Here is a 16,339-nt window from a genome sequence, read left to right on the forward strand (position 1 = left end):
CCGTCGCGCTGGACAGCCCAATGCGATGCGCGACCGGGGCTAACGCCGGCGCGCGCTGCGCGCGTCAGCCTGCCTCTTGCAGCAGCGCCCGCACATCGGCCCCCAGGGCTCGCGCGCCGCTGCCGTAACGGTTGTAAACACGCAGGCGGCCTGCCGTGTCATACACGTAACTGCCCGCAGAGTGGTCCATGGTGTAGCTGGTGGGGGTTTTGCCATCGACCTTCTTGTAGTAGATCTTGAAGTCCTTGGCCACAGCGGCGGTCTGCTCGGGGGTGCCTGACAGCGCCAAAAAGCTGGGGTCGAAATTGGCCATGTAGGCCTTGAGCATCTCGGGCTTGTCGCGCTCGGGGTCGACGGTGACGAAAATGCCCTGCAGGCGGTCGCCGTCCTTGCCCAGCATCTGTTTGACCTCGACCAGCTCCTGCATGGAGGTGGGGCAGACATCGGGGCATTGGGTATAACCAAAAAACACCACCACCACTTTGCCGCGGAAGTCCTGCAGGCTGCGCTTTTGGCCGTTGTGGTCGGTCAGTGGAATATCGCGGGCGTAGTCGGCCCCCGTGATGTCCACACCGCGAAATTCGGTCTTTTTGTCAGAACAAGCGCCTAATATGCCTGCAGCGCTGATGGATAAAGCGCCAACAGCTATTAATTTAAGAGCGTTTCTTTTGTGCATCGTGTTCACATCGCATAGTGGTCCACCAGCAGTGCGGCAAACAGCACGCTCAGGTGGATGAGAGAAAAACGAAAGGTCTTGCGCGCCAGGGCGTCGGAGTAATTACGCCACAACGCAAAGCCGTAGCCGCAGAACCCGGCGCTCAGCAGCACGGCCGCCACAAGGTAGATCCACGAACTCATGCCAAAAATGAACGGCATCAGGCATCCCGCAAAGAGGATCAGCGTGTACAAAAACACCTGCAGGCGCGTGAACTCGTTGCCGTGCGTGACCGGCAGCATGGGCAGGCCCGACTTGCGATAGTCCTCCACCCGGTACAGCGCCAGCGCCCAGAAATGCGGCGGCGTCCACAGGAAGATGATGAGGAACAAAATCAGCGCCTCGGGGCCCACGTCGCCTGTCATGGCGGCCCAGCCCAGCACGGGGGGCATGGCGCCCGAGGCACCGCCAATCACGATGTTTTGCGGCGTCAGCGGCTTGAGGATGACGGTGTACACGACGGCGTAGCCCACAAAAGTGGCGAACGTGAGCCACATCGTCAGCGGGTTGACCCAGACATACAGCAGGGCCGAGCCGGCCGCACACAACAGGGCCGAGAACAGCAGCGTTTGCGTGTTGGACAGCTCGCCCTTGGCAGTGGGCCGCCAGGACGTGCGCTTCATCTTGGCATCAATGCCCTGCTCGACGATGCAGTTGAACGCCGCGGCAGCGCCCGCCACCAGCCACACGCCAGCGCTGGCCAGCGCCATCTGCCCCAGCTGCGCCAGCGTGGGCAGGCCTGGCACGGCCAGCACCATGCCAATCAGCGCGCAAAACACGATGAGCTGCACCACGCGGGGCTTGGTCAGCGCGTAAAACTGAGAAAAGCGCGACGGCGCTGGGAAAGTGGAAGCAACACTCATGCGGAAACCCTCGGTGCGCTGGATGGTGCAAAAGACCCCTGGGGCGCCAGGGCAGCGCGGCTGGAAGATAGCGCCCAGGTCAGCACCACCACCAGGGCGGCAGCGCCCCCCGTGTGCAAAACCGCAGCGAGCAGGGGCCAACCCAGCACCACGTTGCTCAGGCCCGTGGCCAGCTGCAGCAGCGCCAGGCCCGCAAGCCACCGCGCCTGCAAGCGCAGCGCCGTGGCGCGGTGCAGGCGCCATGCCAGCCATGCCAGCGCCAGCAACACCCCATAGGCCACCAGGCGGTGCGCATAGTGGATGGCGGTCAGGCCGGCAAAGCTGATGTGGCTGCCGTCCTGCAGCAGCCCAAGCGGCCGCCAGAGTTGAAACCCCTGGGCAAAGTCCATCACGGGCCACCAGCTGCCCTGACAGGTGGGAAAGGTGGTGCAGGCCAGCACCGCGTAATTGGTGCTGACCCAGCCTCCCAGCACAACCTGCAGCGCCACCAGCGCGCCCGTCACGAGCACCCTCAGCCGCAGCGGCGCCGCCAGCACGGCAGGCTGCACGCCCCGCACTGCCTGGGTATGGCGCACGGCCTGCACGCACAGCAGTGCCAGCAGCACGACGCCACCCATCAAATGCAGCGTGACGATGGCGGGAAACAGCTTCATGGTGACCGTGAGTGCGCCAAACGCGCCCTGCAGGCAGACCCAGACCAGGGTGAAAGTGGGCCACCACGGGCTCATCACGGGCGGCGACACCGTGCTGTCGGCCCGGGCACGCCGCCATTGCAGCCAGGTGGCCACGGTCAGCACAATGATCAGCACGCCAACGCCCGTGGCGAGGTAACGGTGGATCATCTCCACCCAGGCCTTGCCGTGCGTCACCGGCCCGGTGGGCATGGCTTCTTGCGCCGCCGCAATGTCTGCGCGCGCGCCCACCGGGCTGGCGCTGCCGTAGCAGCCCGGCCAGTCGGGGCAGCCCAGGCCGGAATCCGTCAACCGGGTGAAAGCGCCGAACAGCACCAGATCAAAAGTCAGGAACAGGGTCAGCACCGTCAGCGCCTGCAAACGGTGCCCCCGGGCGCTGCCGCGATGGCGCCAGCCCACCCAGGCCACAGGCCCGAGCGCGATCACGATGCCCAGCAACATCATTTGCGCCAGCGGTGCAAGGTCGTAAAGCGGTTGGGAGTCCATCAGGGTTGCCCTGGCCGTCCGGCGTCGTCCCATGAAGACGAGGCGCGCAGCAGGCGTTCCAGATCCCGCTTGGCCTTGCCGGCGCCTGATGCATCCATCAGGGCAGGAAATCGCATCATCCAGTTGCCCATCGGGTCCACAACGTAAAGGTGCTCGGACAGCGCGTGGCCCGGGGCGGGCTCCAGCCACTGGGCAAGCGCAGGGCCATTGACCCGCAGTACTGTGGCCTGCTGCAGCGCGGGGGAGATATCCGCCGGCAAAGGGGCGGCATCGGTCACCAGCCAGATCCAGTCCACCCGGTCTTTCTCTTTGCCCACGCTTTCCCGCAGTTGCCTCTGCAGATACAGGTGCTGCTGGCACGTGGCATCACACGCGCCGCCCCCCACACTCACCAGCAACCACTGGCCCTTGAGCGCGGGCAGCTTGCCGGGCGCACCATCGAGCGCGGTCGTGGCCAGATCGGGCAAAGTGCGTTGCGGCTGTATCAACTCACCGTAGTTGCGACGGCCGTCGGGGCGCACCACGTAGTACGTGAAATACGAGGCAATGACCGGGGCTGCGCAGACCAGCAGCACCGCAAGCATCTTCCAGCGTCCGTGGCGGGCGTTCTGTGCATGGGCCACGGCGTTGCCGGCCTCGGGCAGGTTATGCACCGTAAGCCCCAGAGGATGGTCAGCGCGCGCCTCAGGCAAGGGACTTTGGGCGCGGGCGGAGTAAGCGTCGGACGAGTTGGAACCAGACATAGAGAAGTGCAATCAGGCTGCTGAGCCCGAACCATTGAAATGCATAACCGTAGTGTTTGTCGACGCCGGCGCCGATGACGGGCCACTCCCGTTGCATGCCCTCGCTGGCGGGCCCGGTCTGCAGCACCGACAGATCCATCAGTGCAAGCCCCGTTTCGGTGCGAAACGCGGCAAGATCCAGATTTTGCCGGATGCGGGAAGACCCCTGCGAACTATCGGCACTCTGGAACTCATACAGGCGCGACGGCGGCGGCGCGATGCGCCCGGCAAGCTGCACCACGCCCGGCGCCGTCTGCACCGGGGGCAGCGACTCGCGATCCTGAAAATTGCGGGGCACCCAGCCGCGCTGAACCAGCACCACCCCGTCGCCGCCCTCCAGCTGCAGTGGCGTGGCCACAAAAAATCCGGGCCGGCCCTGCATTTGCCGGTTGTCCAGATAAACCGTGTGCTCTGGCACCCAGCGCCCTTGCAGCACCACTGCGCGATGCGTCAGGTCTTGGGCAGTGCCTTCACCGGCAAGTGCCCGTCCGCGCAGCGCACGGTTGTCGAGCGGCGGCAAGGCGGCGCGCTGGTCCAGCAGCGATTGCAGGGTTTGCTTTTGCGCGGCACGCGACAGCTGCCATCGCCCCAGTGAAGCGGTAACGAGGATGCTGGCCACTGCCGCCACGGTGATCAACCAGAACCGCAGGCCCCAGGCACTTTGAGCAGGTGTCACAGGATAATGTGCTCCATGAAATATCTTGTCGCTGTGGCGTTTCTCGCCATTCTCGCCAGCCTGGCCTCTGCACTCTTTTTCATGATGCGTAACGGACGCGATGACAAGGCCAAAGGGAACCACATGGCCAAGGCGCTGGCACTGCGGGTGGGGCTCTCGATTGTCCTGTTCATTTGCGTTCTGATTGCATGGCAACTGGGTTATATCCAGCCCACCGGCCTGCCTGCCACGCGGTAAGACGCCAGGCCCTCTCAACAAAAAAGCGCCTTGCGGCGCTTTTTTTGCTTTGCGGGCCGGCTTACATCCAGTACACAAGAATGTAAAGACCCAGCCAGACCACGTCCACAAAGTGCCAGTACCAGGCGGCCCCCTCAAAGCCAAAATGCTTGTCGGCAGTGAAGTGGCCCTTTTGCAGGCGCAAGGTGATGACCAACAGCATCAACATGCCCAAAAACACGTGGAAGCCATGAAACCCCGTGAGCATGAAAAACGTGGAACCGAACACGCCCGAGCTGAGCTTGAGGTTCAGATCGGTGTACAGGTGGTAATACTCATACCCCTGCACACACAGGAACACAAAGCCCAGCAGAACGGTGGCCCACATGAAGCCAATGGTCTTGCCGCGGTGGTTTTCACGCAGCGCATGGTGGGCAATGGTCAGCGTCACACCAGAAGTCAGCAGCAGGGCCGTGTTGATGGTAGGCAGCCAGAAGGGACCAACGGTCTGGAAGGGCTCCACGATACCGGCAGGGGAACCCGTTGCACCTGCCGCGAGGCTGGGCCACACGGCCTTGAAGTCGGGCCAGAGCATGGCGTTTTCGAGGCTGCCCAATGCGGGCACCGAGTGCGCACGCGCCCACCACAGGGCAGTGAAAAAAGCGCCGAAGAACATCACCTCCGAAAAGATGAACCAGCTCATGCTCCAGCGGTAGGACAGGTCGATCTTGTGACCGTAGAGACCCCCTTCGCTTTCGCGCGCGGCATCACGGAACCACTGGTACAGCACAAAAAGCCACCACACCAGCCCCAAGGCCAGGGAATACTTGCCCCAGTCATGGCCGTTGATCCACTGGGCCGCGCCCAGAATCACAAAGAACAGGCCTGCGGCTGCCAACACAGGATGGCGCGACTCGGCGGGCACATAGTAGTACGGGGTTCCACCGTGGGTTGATGCACTCATTTCAGCTCCTGAATCTCAAAATCTTTGTTGTTGGATGGGAATGTCGGCGACGGTCAGACCACCCAGTTCACTACCGCAATCAGCGACAACACCAGCAAAAAGATGGCCACCAACCCCACCACAATGATGTGCAGCGGATTGATCTTTTCCAGGTCCTGCTGGTATTCGCTGCCTTTGCGCAGGCCGATCAACGACCACGCAACCGCACGAACCGTGCGCAACAGGGACCCCTTGCGCCGCACCACGGGTTCGGATGGATTGACGGGGCTCACGACCCCTCCTTCACGGGGTGCAGGGAAGCTGCCGCCGTGGACTCGGGTGCGGGCGGTGTCTTTCCGCCCACCTCGAAGAATGTATAGGACAGCGTGATGGTCGTGACATCCTTGGACAACCGCGGATCAATCACGAATGCCACCGGCCATTGTTTCTTCTCGCCCGGCTCCAGGATGTACTGGTTAAAGCAAAAGCACTCGAGCTTGTTGAAATGCGCAGCCGCCTGCCGCGGCGCGTAGCTGGGAATCGCCTGCGCGGCCATGCGGCGGTTTTGCACGTTCTGGAATTCGTACATCACCGTCGTCAGCTCACCGGGATGCACTTTCACCGAGCGCTGTGCAGGCTTGAAATCCCAGGGCCCCCGCGCATTGGCGTCAAACTCCACGGTGATGGTGCGGCTCGTGTCCACCTGCGTGTTCGCGGGCACCTTCACATCCTTGCCGGCAACGCCGTTGCCAGGCACCTGTCGCTCCGAGAGCGACAGGATGTTGATACCAGTCAGCTCGCAGATGTGCTTGTAGATCGGGATCAGCGCGTAGCCAAATGCAAACATGCCCACCGTAATCACGGCCAGCTTGCCCACCATCTTGGCGTTTTCGCGGCGAATGTTCATGGCGCGGTGCTCAGCGGGAGAGCAGAACGACTTTGACCATGAACCCGACGAAGAAGACGGCAACCACGGACGCCAGGATCAGCGCCATCCGCAGATTGCTCTTTTTTTGCTCAGGAGTCATGGACATATTCTTCAACCGATCACGCGGGTAGCCGTTGCGTCCAGCTTGGGTGGGTTCTCAAAGGTGTGGAATGGGGCGGGCGAAGGCACCTCCCACTCCAGACCTTCCGCACCGTCCCAAGGCTTCTGCGGTGCCTTGGCACCACGGCCACGCATCGCAGGAACAATCACTGCCAGGAAGAAATACACCTGTGCCAAACCAAAACCCAGGCCGCCCACCGATGCGATCGCGTTGAAATCGGCGAATTGCATGGGGTAGTCGGCGTAGCGGCGCGGCATGCCGGCCAGACCCAGGAAGTGCATGGGGAAGAAGGTGATGTTGAAGAAGATCAACGACGTCCAGAAATGGATCTGGCCGCGGGTTTCCGAATACATCACGCCAGTCCACTTGGGGAGCCAGTAGTACACGCCGGCAAACATGGAGAACAGCGAACCCGCCACCAGCACGTAGTGGAAGTGCGCCACCACGTAATAGGTGTCCTGCAACTGGATATCGATCGGGGCCATGGCCAGGATCAGGCCGGTGAAACCACCCATCGTGAACACGAAAATGAAGCCCACAGCAAACAGCATGGGGGTTTCAAAAGTCATGGAGCCACGCCACATGGTGGCCACCCAGTTGAAGATCTTCACGGCCGTGGGCACCGAGATCAGCATGGTGGCGTACATGAAGAACAGCTGGCCGGTGACCGGCATGCCGGTGGTAAACATGTGGTGGGCCCACACGATGAACGACAGGATGGCAATCGACGAGGTGGCATAGACCATGGAGGCATAGCCAAACAGCTTCTTGCGCGAGAAAGCGGGCACGATCTGGCTGATGATGCCGAAGGCCGGCAAGATCATGATGTACACCTCGGGGTGGCCGAAGAACCAGAAAATGTGCTGGTACATCACCGGGTCACCGCCACCGGCGGGGTTGAAGAAGCTGGTGCCAAAGTGGCGGTCCGTCAGCGTCATGGTGATGGCGCCAGCCAGCACGGGCATCACGGCGATCAGCAGGTAGGCGGTGATGAGCCAGGTCCAGGCAAACATGGGCATCTTCATCAGCGTCATGCCGGGGGCGCGCATGTTGAGGATGGTCACGATGATGTTGATCGAACCCATGATGGAGCTGGCACCCAGGATGTGCATGGCAAAGATGCCGGCATCCATCGAGGGGCCCATCTGCAGCGTGAGCGGCGCATACAGCGTCCAGCCGGCAGCCGGGGCGCCGCCAGGCATGAAAAACGAGGACACCAGGGTCAGTGCCGCAGGAATCATCAGCCAGAAGCTGAAATTGTTCATGCGCGCAAAAGCCATGTCGGATGCGCCGATCTGCAGCGGAATCATCCAGTTCGCAAAACCCACGAAGGCCGGCATGATGGCCCCGAACACCATGATCAGGCCGTGCATGGTGGTGAGCTGGTTGAACAACTCAGGGTTCACCAGTTGCAGGCCGGGCTGAAACAGCTCGGCGCGAATCAGCAGCGCCAGCACGCCACCGATCATCAGCATGGTGAACGAGAACAGCAGATACAGCGTGCCAATGTCCTTGTGGTTGGTGGCGTACACCCAGCGGCGCCAGCCGGTGGGAGCATGGTGGTCGTGGCTGTCGTGTGCGTGCCCGTGATGGTCGAGAACTGCGCTCATTTTGAATTCCTCAATGCGGTGGGGCGGTGATTACTTGCCACGCTGGGCCACAATTTCTGCTGGCTGGACCAGCTGCCCGGTCTTGTTCGACCAGTTGTTCTTGGTATACGTGACCACTGCAGCGATGTCGGTATCGCTCAGTTGCGCCCACGCGGGCATGGAACCGTTGTTCACGCCCTTGAGCAATACCTGGATCTGCTTGGCGTGATCGGCATCCAGCACGATGGCAGAGCCATCGAGGGCCTTGATGGCCCCGGCGCCCTTGCCGCTGGCCTGGTGGCACGCTGCGCAGTTGGCGGCATACACCTTCTCGCCACGCTTGAGCATGTCGTCCAGCGCCCACACCTTGGCGGGATCGTCCAGCTTGGCTGCGGCCTTCTTTTGCTGGTCGGCTACCCACTGACTGTAATCCTCGGCCGACAGCACCTTCACATGAATCGGCATGTAAGCGTGTTCCTTGCCGCACAGTTCAGCGCACTGACCGTAGTAGTCGCCAATTTTTTCGGCGCGGAACCAGGTGTCGCGCACGAAACCGGGGATGGCATCCTGCTTGATACCGAACGCGGGCACCATGAACGCATGGATCACGTCATTGGCGGTGGTGATGATGCGGACCTTCTTGTTGACGGGAACCACCATCGGGTTGTCCACTTTGAGCAGGTAGTTGGCCGGCGCCTCACTCACATTGCCGCTGTCGGACATGGCACGGTGGCTGCTGTCGAGTGTGGAGATGAAGGCCAGACCCTCGCCTTCGCCCGTGATGTAGTCGTAGCCCCACTTCCACTGGTAACCGGTGGCCTTGATAGTCAGGTCAGCATTGGTGGTGTCTTTCTGGGCCACCAGCACCTTCGTGGCTGGCAGGGCCATGAGGATCACGATGATGAACGGCACAACGGTCCAGACCACCTCCACCGTCACCGACTCGTGGAAATTGGCCGATTTGGCGCCTTTGGATTTGCGGTGCTTCCAGATCGAATAGAACATCACGGCAAACACCGCGATGAAGATCACCGTGCAGATGATCAGCATCATCCAGTGCAGGAAATGCTGCTCTTCGGCAATTTTTGTCACCGGGGGATGGAGATTGAGCTGATTGACCGCAGGGCCGCCGGGAAGGTCTTGAACGGCATGGACCGCGGTGCCCACCCATGCACCAGCAGTCAGCAGCAGAGACGCCAGCTTGTTGGAAATGCTCTTCATAGTTCTCACTTACTTCTAAGCCTTAATTAACCAATCACCTGGCGCGCCCACTGGGGTTCAGGCAGCGCGCAGGGCCCTGCGTATCTCGGATGCCAGGGCCGGGCGAAGATCGGGGCGCACAAAGCGCCCCACTTCAATCGAACGGCCCTGTGCCGACAGCGTGATCAGCGAACGGTCTGCGGTTTTGGGCTCCACCCGAACCCGGCTCCGGTCAAACTCCGCGCGCTCCAGCCGGCCCGCAGTCTCCCTCTCGACCACAAGGCGAGCGCCTTGCAGAGAAATCCTCTCGCCGTCCGCCGCATGGCGGCCGAACCTGGCCAAGCCAACGGCCAAAACCATGATGGCCAATGCAGCAAAGGCGATGGCCCATGGGGCCCCCGCCAGCCAAAAAATCAAGGCGGTTGCCAAAGGCACGGCACACAACCACAACCGGGGGCGCGCCACTGGGCCATTGCGATACAACTGCCAGTCAATGCGCTGGCCGGACACCGTGGCAAAACGAAAAATCAGACTCGTCAATGCAAACGCCTTGAAAACCGCTACGACACCTGTGCAGTGCGCAAAGGCACCCCACTCTCATCTGGCGAGAATTGTAGCGCGCCTTGTTCTAGATCATTGACAAGTGACTACGGTTTAACCCTTAGATGAACCCTCACGCAGCATGGCGCGCATGTCCTCCAGGGAAACCGCACTGCTGGCGCTTACCCGCACCCTTGGCTTGGGTTTGTAGGCATGTCCGTAGATGATTTCAAAGGTCAGGGCCAGCTGTCCACCCTCGTCCGGCTCCCCGAGCTTGTCCTGCAGCACTTCGTGGAGGCGGCGGCGCCAGTGGCGTCCACGCAACGCAGGGAACCGCTGAGGGTGCAGATTGCACCCCAGCTCTGCCAGCTCCTGCAGCAGCCGCTGTGGCGTGGCAAAGGTCAGCCGGATGCGCTCCATGTCCATCACCGGCTCGGCAAAGCCGGCCTGCACCAGCATATCGCCCCAGTCGTGCATGTCGGTGAACGCATGCCCGGCCGGCGGCCAGCCGAGTGCTGCATACACCGCGTGCAGCTCCTTGGCGGTGTCGGGCCCAAGGCACGAGAACATCAGGTAGCCATCCACAGACAGCGCCCGGTGCCATTGGGCGATGAGGGCTTGCGGGTCGCTTGCCATGTGCAGGGCCATGTTGGCCCAGAGCATCTGCACCCCCCCCTCTTGCGGCAAACCAAACCGGGGGCGCCCCGCACTCCATCGCGCGGGGCTCCACCATGGCCGGGTCAGCGCCTGCATCGCCACCGGAACGCAGTGGGGCGACGTTTCCGTTACCAGGCAAAGCGCTTGCGGATAGCGGGCACTGACAAGGGCGTGGCCTTGCAGCCCCCCGCGCACCGCGTCCCAGTGGCACCAGGCTGCGGGGGCCTGGCGAATCCATTGCAGGCGGTCGTCCATGCGCCGGGCCACCTCTTCGTGCAACCAGGGAGATTGGGCAGGGGCTGCGGCGTGCCAGCGGGCGGCTGCAACGGGATCAATGGTGGGAGGGTGCTCGGTGGACATGGCGAAAGAAAAGGGCAGACGAGTATATTGACTGGATGTTCTACAAGATGCTGACAGGGGCATCCGGACGCATCGGAGCACTCATCGACCAGCTGCCGAGCCAGTGTGCCGTGTGCCACGCCTGGCCCGCCCGGCGCGTCTGCGATGGCTGTGCCGCCCGGTTTGCACAGCCCCGCACACGCTGCGCGCGCTGCGCCCTGCCAGTGCCCGAAGGTGTTTCGCAATGCGGCGCCTGCCTGCGCGAGCCCCCGCGGGTGGACGCTTGCCTGGCCGCGGTGGACTATGGCTACCCATGGGCTGGCGCCATGGCCGATTTCAAGTTTCGCGGAGACCCGGGCTGGGCCTCGGCGCTGGCCACGCTGCTGCGCAGCGCGCCCTGGGTAGAGCCGGCACTGGAGTCTGCCGACCTGGTGCTGCCGGTGCCCCTGTCACGCGAGCGCCTGCAAGAGCGCGGCTTCAACCAGGCCGCCCTGCTGGCCCGCCACATTGCCGGCCCCAGGGTGGACACCGCCCTGCTGCTGCGGCTGCGCGCCACCGAAGCGCAAAGCGGCCTGCCGCGCAGCCAGCGCCTGCGCAACCTGCTGGGTGCGTTTGCCGTCGAGCCCACCCGCGCGGCCGCCGTGCAAGGGCGGCGCATTGTGCTGGTGGACGATGTGATGACCACCGGTGCCACCCTGAATGCGGCGGCCCACGCGCTGCGCGAGGCCGGTGCTGCGCACATCACGGCCATGGTGGTGGCGCGCACAGAACCGGACTGAAACTTTTGTTTACGACGGCGCTGCGCCACGCCCGAATGTCCGAACGACAATACGGAGCATGTTTCATATCGTTCTGGTCGAACCCGAAATCCCGCCCAACACCGGCAACGTGATTCGCCTGTCAGCCAACGCGGGCTGCACGCTGCACCTGATCGAGCCCTTGGGATTCTCGATGGAAGACCGGCTGATGCGCCGCGCCGGGCTCGACTACCACGAGTACACACAGGTGCAGCGGCATCCGGGGTGGACCGCCTTTTTGCGTAACGCCCAGCCCGACCCCACGCGCATGTTTGCCATGACGACACATGGCACCCAGACCGCCTTTGACACCTGCTTTTTCCCCGGCGACTGGCTGGTTTTCGGGGCCGAGACGCGCGGATTGCCCCCCGAGTTGCGCGAGACCTTCCCGCCCGCACAGCGGTTGCGGCTGCCCATGGTGGCCGGTCAACGCAGCCTGAACCTGTCCAACGCCGTGGCAGTGACGGTGTTCGAGGCCTGGCGCCAGAACAGCTTTGGCGTACCGGGCGTGGCAGTCGCTTCGCCGGTAGAGCAATTGCTCTGAGGCGCTGCCGCCTTCAGGCGCTCTGGCACACAGAGGCCAGGCGCTGCGAGTGCTCGCTCTCAAAATCAAGAAACACCCGGATCTGCGGCGACCCGTGAGACGCTGAAAACCGCAGCGGGCTGAACGCGCTTTATGGCGCAGCGCCGTAGCTGCGTGCCACGGATTCAGCCACGCAGGCTGGCTTGTCGCTGCCCTCGCGCTCCACCGTCACCAGCCAGGTCATCTGCAACCCGTCGGGCGCCAGGGGCTCAGTGGCCTGCAGCACCAGCCGCGCGCGCAGGCGGCTGCCCACTGGCACGGGTGCCGTAAAGCGCACCCGGTTCAGGCCGTAGTTCACGCCCATGCGGGCGCCTTCGATGCGCATGCCGCCCTCAAAAAATCGCGGAATCAGCGACAGCGTGAGAAAGCCATGGGCAATGGGCGCACCAAACGGCCCGGCCTTGGCCCGCTCGGGGTCCACATGGATCCACTGGTGGTCGCCCGTGGCCTGGGCAAACAGGTTGACCTGTTCCTGCGTGATGGTGATCCAGTCGGTCACGGCGACTTCCTGGCCCACGCAGGCGCTGACTTCAGAATAAGAGCGGAAGGTTTTCATGAGGGCAATGGTGCGCCGCTACCCGCCCGGCGCCTGTCAGGCGCGTGACAGCGACACCCCGTGCTGCCTGCGGTTTTCAGGCGTCCAGCCAGGTGCAGATGCCCTGCCACTGCTCCAGGTCACGCGCCACGCGTGCGGGCGCCACATCGAAAAGCGTGAGCCCGTGCGCTGCCAGGTGCACATAGTTTTGCGTGTCGCGCAGATAGCCCAGCACCGGGAAACCCAGGCTGTCGACAAAGTGGTGCAACTGCTCGGCGGCCTTGGTGCGCGCATCCACCCGCATGCCCACAATGCCCACCTGCACGCCCGCGGCGTGGCGGTGCTCGGCCAGCTGGTCCAGAAAAGCGCGCGTGGCAAAAATATCAAACACGCTGGGCTGCAGCGGCACGATGATGCGGTCGGCCAGCTTGAGCACATCGCCCAGACGCCGGCCATGCAGGCCCGCCGGGGTGTCGAGCACCGCGTGCGAACTGCCCTTGGGCGGCTTGGTGATCTCGTCGGCACTGACATCCCATGCGCCAATCGGGCGGGCGGCGGGCGGGCGCAGGCCCAGCCACAGACGGGCAGACTGCTGGCGATCGGTGTCCCCCAGGATCACCAGATGCCCCTGGCGGGCGTAATACCCGGCCACGTTGGTGGACAGCGTGGACTTGCCCACGCCGCCCTTGGGATTGGCAACAACGACCACTGGCATGACACAACCTCCCGGAATCACCCGTTGGATAGAATTTGAATGGAATCGGCCTCTAGCGCTTATAAATCAAGCGCTAGTAGCTATTATTTAAATAGCATTTTTAACTCACGCGTGCTGCCCGCCACGCTTGACAAAAAACAGCCCCGCACCCACCGCCATCAGCAGCCCGCCAAACACCCGGTTTTGCGTGCGCACCGCACGGGCACTGCGCATCAGGCGGCGCAGGGCGCTGGCACCCGCTGCGTAGCCATGCATCACCGTCACGTCCACGGCCACCGTGGTGGCGGCCATCACCAATAGCTGCAACCACAGCGGGCGGCCTTCGGTCATGAACTGGGGCAGCACGGCCACCATGAAGATGATGCCCTTGGGGTTGGTGGCGTTGGTCAGAAAACCCGTCAGAAAACGCTTTTTCCAGGGGCCGGCCGGAGCCGCGTCGTTTCCTTGAATGGGCGAAGTGGCACCCGCGCGCCACTGGCTCCAGCCCACATAGATGAGATAGCAGGCGCCCAGCACCTTGACCACGCTGAAAGCCACCTCGGAAGCCAGCAGCAGCGAGCCCACGCCCGCACCGGCAATCAGCAAGATCAGCAGCAGCCCGGCCTGCAGCCCGGCAATGGTGGCCCCGGTCTTGCGCACGCCATACGACAGGCCGTGGCTCATCGACAGCACGGCCCCCGAGCCCGGCGACACCGCAATCAGGCAAGACGCCGCAAAAAAAGCCAGCCAAGTCTGCAAGTCCATAAAAAAGCCCCAAGCGAGAAGGGCTGGCATCTTAGCAACGGAACTTCCGATGCACGCAACAGCGGCAAAAACCGGCTCCACTGAAGCGATGCGCCAGCAGCCCCAGCCTTGCATCCGTTCAGGCCGGGCCTGCCAAAGTCCGTGCTCTCCCTGCCCACGGACCTTCATCCGGCCCATGGCAAGCGGGTTGGCCTGCGGCGGGCATAAAAGTCAAGCAAAATATGACTCTAGCCCTTTCGAAGAAAGCGCTAGCAGCTATATATTCAATAGCACTTTACACCTTCTGCGATCCACCCGCCTGCACCAGCACGCGCGCCACTGTTGGCTGCTGTCACCGCCGCGCCTGCACAATCCATCCCCATGGACCTCGCTGAAACCCCGTGGATACCCACCCTGCGCTTTGTGCTCGAAATAGCCGCCACCGCCGCCTTTGCCTTGTCGGGAATGATCGCCGCCGCACGCCAGCGCATGGACGCGGTGGGCGTGTGCGTGGTGGCCTGCGTCGCCGCCTTTGGCGGCGGCACCTTGCGCGACCTGCTGCTGGACCAGCGGCCCTTTTTCTGGGTGCGCCACACTGGCTATGTGTGGGGCATTCTGGCGCTGTGCGTGGGCGCCATGCTGTTCATGCGCCAGCGCCACTTCAAACCCACCGAGCGTGCCATGCTGCTGCCCGACACGATTGGTCTGGGCCTGTTTGCAGCCATCGGCGTGGACGTGGCCATGGCCGTGGGCATGCCGGCGCTCATAGCCGTGATGATGGGCGTGATCACCGGGGTGTTTGGCGGTGTGCTGCGCGACGTGCTGTGCAACGAGGTGCCCCAGGCCTTCAGCGACCACCGCCCCTATGCCCTGTGCGCCTTTGCCGGCGGCTGGGTGGATGTGGCGCTGCGCCAGGTGCAGGCTCCCGACTGGGCCCCGCTGCTGGCCTGCGTGCTGGTGACCGCCGGACTGCGCGTGCTGGCGCTGTGGCGCAACTGGCAGCTGCCTGCGTGGCGGGTGTAAGAGCCTGGACCAGGCTCTAAAGGCCCACTGCCGGTGCCGCGTACCTTGAAACAAAAATAGCTGCTGGCGCACTATCCATGTGCGCCAGCAGCTATTAATTTATAAGCAACCCGGCTACAGATCAGTCCAGGCTTGCGCCCGACGACTTGACCACCTTGCCCCACTTCACCGATTCAGACTGGATGAAGGCGGCAAACTGGGCAGGGGTTTCATTGACGGGCTCGCCGCCCTGGTCAACGATCTTCTTCTTCACCTCGGGGTTCGCCAGCACCTTGGCCAAAGCACCGCTGAGCTTGGCCAGCACGGGCGCGGGCGTGGCCGCAGGCGCGAGCAGGCCGAACCACGACATGGCCTCATAACCGGGCACACCGGCTTCGGCGATGGTCGGCACATCGGGCAGCTCGGGCGAGCGCTTGGCGGTGGTGATGGCAATGGCGCGCAACTTGCCCGAACGCACATGCGGAATCACCGAAGGCAGGTTGTCGAACATGATGGCGATCTGGTTGCCCAGCAGGTCGGTCACGGCCGGTGCGCTGCCCTTGTAGGGAATGTGCGTGAGTTCGACCTTGGCCATCGCATTGAACAGTTCACCCGACAGGTGCGGAGAAGCGCCGTTGCCGGGCGAGCCAAAGTTGATCTTGCCGGGATTGGCCTTGGCATAGGCAATCATTTCGGGCACCGTTTTGAACGGCTGCTGGGGGTTGGCCACCAGCAGGTTGGGCACATTGGCCACGCGCGTCAGCGGTGCGAAGTCCTTGATGGGATCAAAGGGCATCTTCTTGTACAGGCTGGCGTTGATGGACTGCGTGCCCACGGTGCCCATGAACAGGGTGTAGCCGTCGGCCGCGGCCTTGGCGGCATATTGCCCGCCGATGTTGCCGCCCGCACCGGCCTTGTTTTCAATCACCACCGGCTGGCCCAGCTCGGCCGAGAGGTATTGGCCCACCAGGCGCGCCAGGATGTCGGTGGTGCCGCCCGCCGAGAAGGGCACGACGATGGAAATAGGCTTGGCGGGATAAGCGGCCTGCGCAAAAGCGGCGCCCGGCAGGGCAGCCGTGCCCGCAGCCAGGCTGGCCAAAACAGCCAGGGCCTTGCGGCGGCCGGTCAGGAAGGTGCGGTGTGTGGAAGTGGTCATGGTTGTTTCCTCTGTCTTTCTCGGTTCAATGGAATCCGCCGTGCCGGGCAAACATGCGCCCAGACGCAGCAGACGGGTGAA

At 63.3% G+C, this 16,339-nt stretch carries 21 protein-coding genes; 4 read left to right on the top strand and 17 right to left on the bottom strand.

What is annotated here, in order from left to right:
* Positions 1-64 precede the first annotated feature (64 nt).
* Genes K226_RS0118175 through K226_RS0118195 form a run of 5 tightly spaced genes read right to left on the bottom strand, consistent with a single transcriptional unit; the run spans position 65 to position 4,214 of the window.
* Positions 65-676 (bottom strand): SCO family protein, encoded by a 612-nt coding sequence (locus tag K226_RS0118175; protein ID WP_202899913.1) that lies wholly within the window; start codon positions 674-676, stop codon positions 65-67.
* A 5-nt stretch (positions 677-681) separates the two neighbouring features.
* On the bottom strand, positions 682-1,578 hold the full coding sequence (gene cyoE, locus K226_RS0118180) for a heme o synthase (RefSeq protein WP_024816152.1): 897 nt from the start codon (positions 1,576-1,578) through the stop codon (positions 682-684).
* On the bottom strand, positions 1,575-2,756 hold the full coding sequence (locus K226_RS0118185) for a COX15/CtaA family protein (RefSeq protein WP_035242185.1): 1,182 nt from the start codon (positions 2,754-2,756) through the stop codon (positions 1,575-1,577). The genes cyoE and K226_RS0118185 overlap by 4 nt, the downstream gene beginning before the upstream one ends.
* Positions 2,756-3,499 (bottom strand): hypothetical protein, encoded by a 744-nt coding sequence (locus K226_RS0118190; RefSeq protein ID WP_024816154.1) that lies wholly within the window; start codon positions 3,497-3,499, stop codon positions 2,756-2,758. Before K226_RS0118190 ends, K226_RS0118185 begins: the two co-directional genes overlap by 1 nt.
* A complete protein-coding gene (locus tag K226_RS0118195) occupies positions 3,441-4,214 on the bottom strand; it encodes an SURF1 family protein (protein ID WP_024816155.1) in 774 nt (257 codons plus the stop codon). The genes K226_RS0118190 and K226_RS0118195 overlap by 59 nt, the downstream gene beginning before the upstream one ends.
* Positions 4,215-4,229: 15 nt before the next feature.
* On the opposite strand from K226_RS0118195, the gene K226_RS0118200 reads away from it, so the two are divergent.
* Positions 4,230-4,451 carry a twin transmembrane helix small protein gene (locus K226_RS0118200; RefSeq protein WP_024816156.1) on the top strand — a complete coding sequence of 74 codons (222 nt, stop codon included), beginning with the start codon at positions 4,230-4,232 and terminating at the stop codon, positions 4,449-4,451.
* A gap of 61 nt (positions 4,452-4,512) precedes the next feature.
* On the opposite strand, the gene K226_RS0118205 is transcribed toward K226_RS0118200, so the two are convergent.
* From K226_RS0118205 to K226_RS0118240, 8 genes are all read right to left on the bottom strand, one after another.
* On the bottom strand, positions 4,513-5,394 hold the full coding sequence (locus K226_RS0118205) for a cytochrome c oxidase subunit 3 (RefSeq protein WP_024816157.1): 882 nt from the start codon (positions 5,392-5,394) through the stop codon (positions 4,513-4,515).
* Positions 5,395-5,447: 53 nt separating this feature from the next.
* Positions 5,448-5,666, bottom strand: a complete 219-nt coding sequence (locus tag K226_RS0118210; protein ID WP_024816158.1) for a DUF2970 domain-containing protein — start codon at positions 5,664-5,666, stop codon at positions 5,448-5,450.
* Complete coding sequence (locus K226_RS0118215; RefSeq protein ID WP_024816159.1) at positions 5,663-6,280, bottom strand: cytochrome c oxidase assembly protein; 618 nt, start codon at positions 6,278-6,280, stop codon at positions 5,663-5,665. Before K226_RS0118215 ends, K226_RS0118210 begins: the two co-directional genes overlap by 4 nt.
* 10 nt (positions 6,281-6,290) lie before the next feature.
* Positions 6,291-6,401: a cytochrome oxidase small assembly protein gene (locus K226_RS20365; RefSeq protein WP_208859679.1), complete on the bottom strand. Its 111-nt coding sequence runs from the start codon at positions 6,399-6,401 to the stop codon at positions 6,291-6,293.
* Between the two features lie 11 nt (positions 6,402-6,412).
* Complete coding sequence (ctaD, locus tag K226_RS0118225; RefSeq protein WP_024816160.1) at positions 6,413-8,032, bottom strand: cytochrome c oxidase subunit I; 1,620 nt, start codon at positions 8,030-8,032, stop codon at positions 6,413-6,415.
* A 30-nt stretch (positions 8,033-8,062) separates the two neighbouring features.
* Positions 8,063-9,232, bottom strand: a complete 1,170-nt coding sequence (coxB, locus tag K226_RS0118230) for a cytochrome c oxidase subunit II (RefSeq protein WP_024816161.1) — start codon at positions 9,230-9,232, stop codon at positions 8,063-8,065.
* A gap of 57 nt (positions 9,233-9,289) precedes the next feature.
* A complete protein-coding gene (locus K226_RS0118235) occupies positions 9,290-9,751 on the bottom strand; it encodes a DUF2244 domain-containing protein (RefSeq protein ID WP_024816162.1) in 462 nt (153 codons plus the stop codon).
* A 114-nt stretch (positions 9,752-9,865) separates the two neighbouring features.
* The gene (locus K226_RS0118240; RefSeq protein WP_024816163.1) at positions 9,866-10,768 is read right to left on the bottom strand and encodes a hypothetical protein; all 903 of its coding nucleotides are present in this window, start codon (positions 10,766-10,768) and stop codon (positions 9,866-9,868) included.
* Positions 10,769-10,803: 35 nt separating this feature from the next.
* Between K226_RS0118240 and K226_RS0118245 the strand changes: the two genes are divergently transcribed.
* Positions 10,804-11,526: a ComF family protein gene (locus K226_RS0118245; protein ID WP_024816164.1), complete on the top strand. Its 723-nt coding sequence runs from the start codon at positions 10,804-10,806 to the stop codon at positions 11,524-11,526.
* A gap of 58 nt (positions 11,527-11,584) precedes the next feature.
* A complete protein-coding gene (locus K226_RS0118250) occupies positions 11,585-12,088 on the top strand; it encodes a tRNA (cytidine(34)-2'-O)-methyltransferase (RefSeq protein ID WP_024816165.1) in 504 nt (167 codons plus the stop codon).
* A gap of 130 nt (positions 12,089-12,218) precedes the next feature.
* Here K226_RS0118250 and K226_RS0118255 read toward each other — a convergent pair whose 3' ends face one another.
* From K226_RS0118255 to K226_RS0118265, 3 genes are all read right to left on the bottom strand, one after another.
* Positions 12,219-12,683 (bottom strand): MaoC family dehydratase, encoded by a 465-nt coding sequence (locus K226_RS0118255; RefSeq protein WP_024816166.1) that lies wholly within the window; start codon positions 12,681-12,683, stop codon positions 12,219-12,221.
* A 76-nt stretch (positions 12,684-12,759) separates the two neighbouring features.
* Positions 12,760-13,377, bottom strand: coding sequence for a ParA family protein (locus tag K226_RS0118260; RefSeq protein WP_024816167.1), 618 nt, complete (start codon positions 13,375-13,377; stop codon positions 12,760-12,762).
* A gap of 105 nt (positions 13,378-13,482) precedes the next feature.
* On the bottom strand, positions 13,483-14,121 hold the full coding sequence (locus tag K226_RS0118265) for a LysE family transporter (RefSeq protein WP_024816168.1): 639 nt from the start codon (positions 14,119-14,121) through the stop codon (positions 13,483-13,485).
* Between the two features lie 360 nt (positions 14,122-14,481).
* On the opposite strand from K226_RS0118265, the gene K226_RS0118270 reads away from it, so the two are divergent.
* Positions 14,482-15,123: a trimeric intracellular cation channel family protein gene (locus tag K226_RS0118270; RefSeq protein WP_024816169.1), complete on the top strand. Its 642-nt coding sequence runs from the start codon at positions 14,482-14,484 to the stop codon at positions 15,121-15,123.
* A gap of 121 nt (positions 15,124-15,244) precedes the next feature.
* Here K226_RS0118270 and K226_RS0118275 read toward each other — a convergent pair whose 3' ends face one another.
* On the bottom strand, positions 15,245-16,258 hold the full coding sequence (locus tag K226_RS0118275) for a tripartite tricarboxylate transporter substrate binding protein (protein WP_024816170.1): 1,014 nt from the start codon (positions 16,256-16,258) through the stop codon (positions 15,245-15,247).
* Between the last annotated feature and the right edge of the window lie 81 nt (positions 16,259-16,339).

Source organism: Acidovorax sp. JHL-3 (genome assembly GCF_000526295.1).
GTDB classification, from domain to species: domain Bacteria; phylum Pseudomonadota; class Gammaproteobacteria; order Burkholderiales; family Burkholderiaceae_C; genus Acidovorax; species Acidovorax defluvii.

Coding starts and splice junctions, on each gene's coding strand:
- K226_RS0118175 (WP_202899913.1), bottom strand. CDS start 676: ATGCACAAAAGAAACGCTCTTAAATTAATAGCTGTTGGCGCTTTATCC.
- cyoE (WP_024816152.1), bottom strand. CDS start 1,578: ATGAGTGTTGCTTCCACTTTCCCAGCGCCGTCGCGCTTTTCTCAGTTT.
- K226_RS0118185 (WP_035242185.1), bottom strand. CDS start 2,756: ATGGACTCCCAACCGCTTTACGACCTTGCACCGCTGGCGCAAATGATG.
- K226_RS0118190 (WP_024816154.1), bottom strand. CDS start 3,499: ATGTCTGGTTCCAACTCGTCCGACGCTTACTCCGCCCGCGCCCAAAGT.
- K226_RS0118200 (WP_024816156.1), top strand. CDS start 4,230: ATGAAATATCTTGTCGCTGTGGCGTTTCTCGCCATTCTCGCCAGCCTG.
- K226_RS0118205 (WP_024816157.1), bottom strand. CDS start 5,394: ATGAGTGCATCAACCCACGGTGGAACCCCGTACTACTATGTGCCCGCC.
- K226_RS0118215 (WP_024816159.1), bottom strand. CDS start 6,280: ATGAACATTCGCCGCGAAAACGCCAAGATGGTGGGCAAGCTGGCCGTG.
- K226_RS20365 (WP_208859679.1), bottom strand. CDS start 6,401: ATGACTCCTGAGCAAAAAAAGAGCAATCTGCGGATGGCGCTGATCCTG.
- ctaD (WP_024816160.1), bottom strand. CDS start 8,032: ATGAGCGCAGTTCTCGACCATCACGGGCACGCACACGACAGCCACGAC.
- coxB (WP_024816161.1), bottom strand. CDS start 9,232: ATGAAGAGCATTTCCAACAAGCTGGCGTCTCTGCTGCTGACTGCTGGT.
- K226_RS0118240 (WP_024816163.1), bottom strand. CDS start 10,768: ATGTCCACCGAGCACCCTCCCACCATTGATCCCGTTGCAGCCGCCCGC.
- K226_RS0118245 (WP_024816164.1), top strand. CDS start 10,804: ATGTTCTACAAGATGCTGACAGGGGCATCCGGACGCATCGGAGCACTC.
- K226_RS0118250 (WP_024816165.1), top strand. CDS start 11,585: ATGTTTCATATCGTTCTGGTCGAACCCGAAATCCCGCCCAACACCGGC.
- K226_RS0118255 (WP_024816166.1), bottom strand. CDS start 12,683: ATGAAAACCTTCCGCTCTTATTCTGAAGTCAGCGCCTGCGTGGGCCAG.
- K226_RS0118260 (WP_024816167.1), bottom strand. CDS start 13,377: ATGCCAGTGGTCGTTGTTGCCAATCCCAAGGGCGGCGTGGGCAAGTCC.
- K226_RS0118265 (WP_024816168.1), bottom strand. CDS start 14,121: ATGGACTTGCAGACTTGGCTGGCTTTTTTTGCGGCGTCTTGCCTGATT.
- K226_RS0118270 (WP_024816169.1), top strand. CDS start 14,482: ATGGACCTCGCTGAAACCCCGTGGATACCCACCCTGCGCTTTGTGCTC.
- K226_RS0118275 (WP_024816170.1), bottom strand. CDS start 16,258: ATGACCACTTCCACACACCGCACCTTCCTGACCGGCCGCCGCAAGGCC.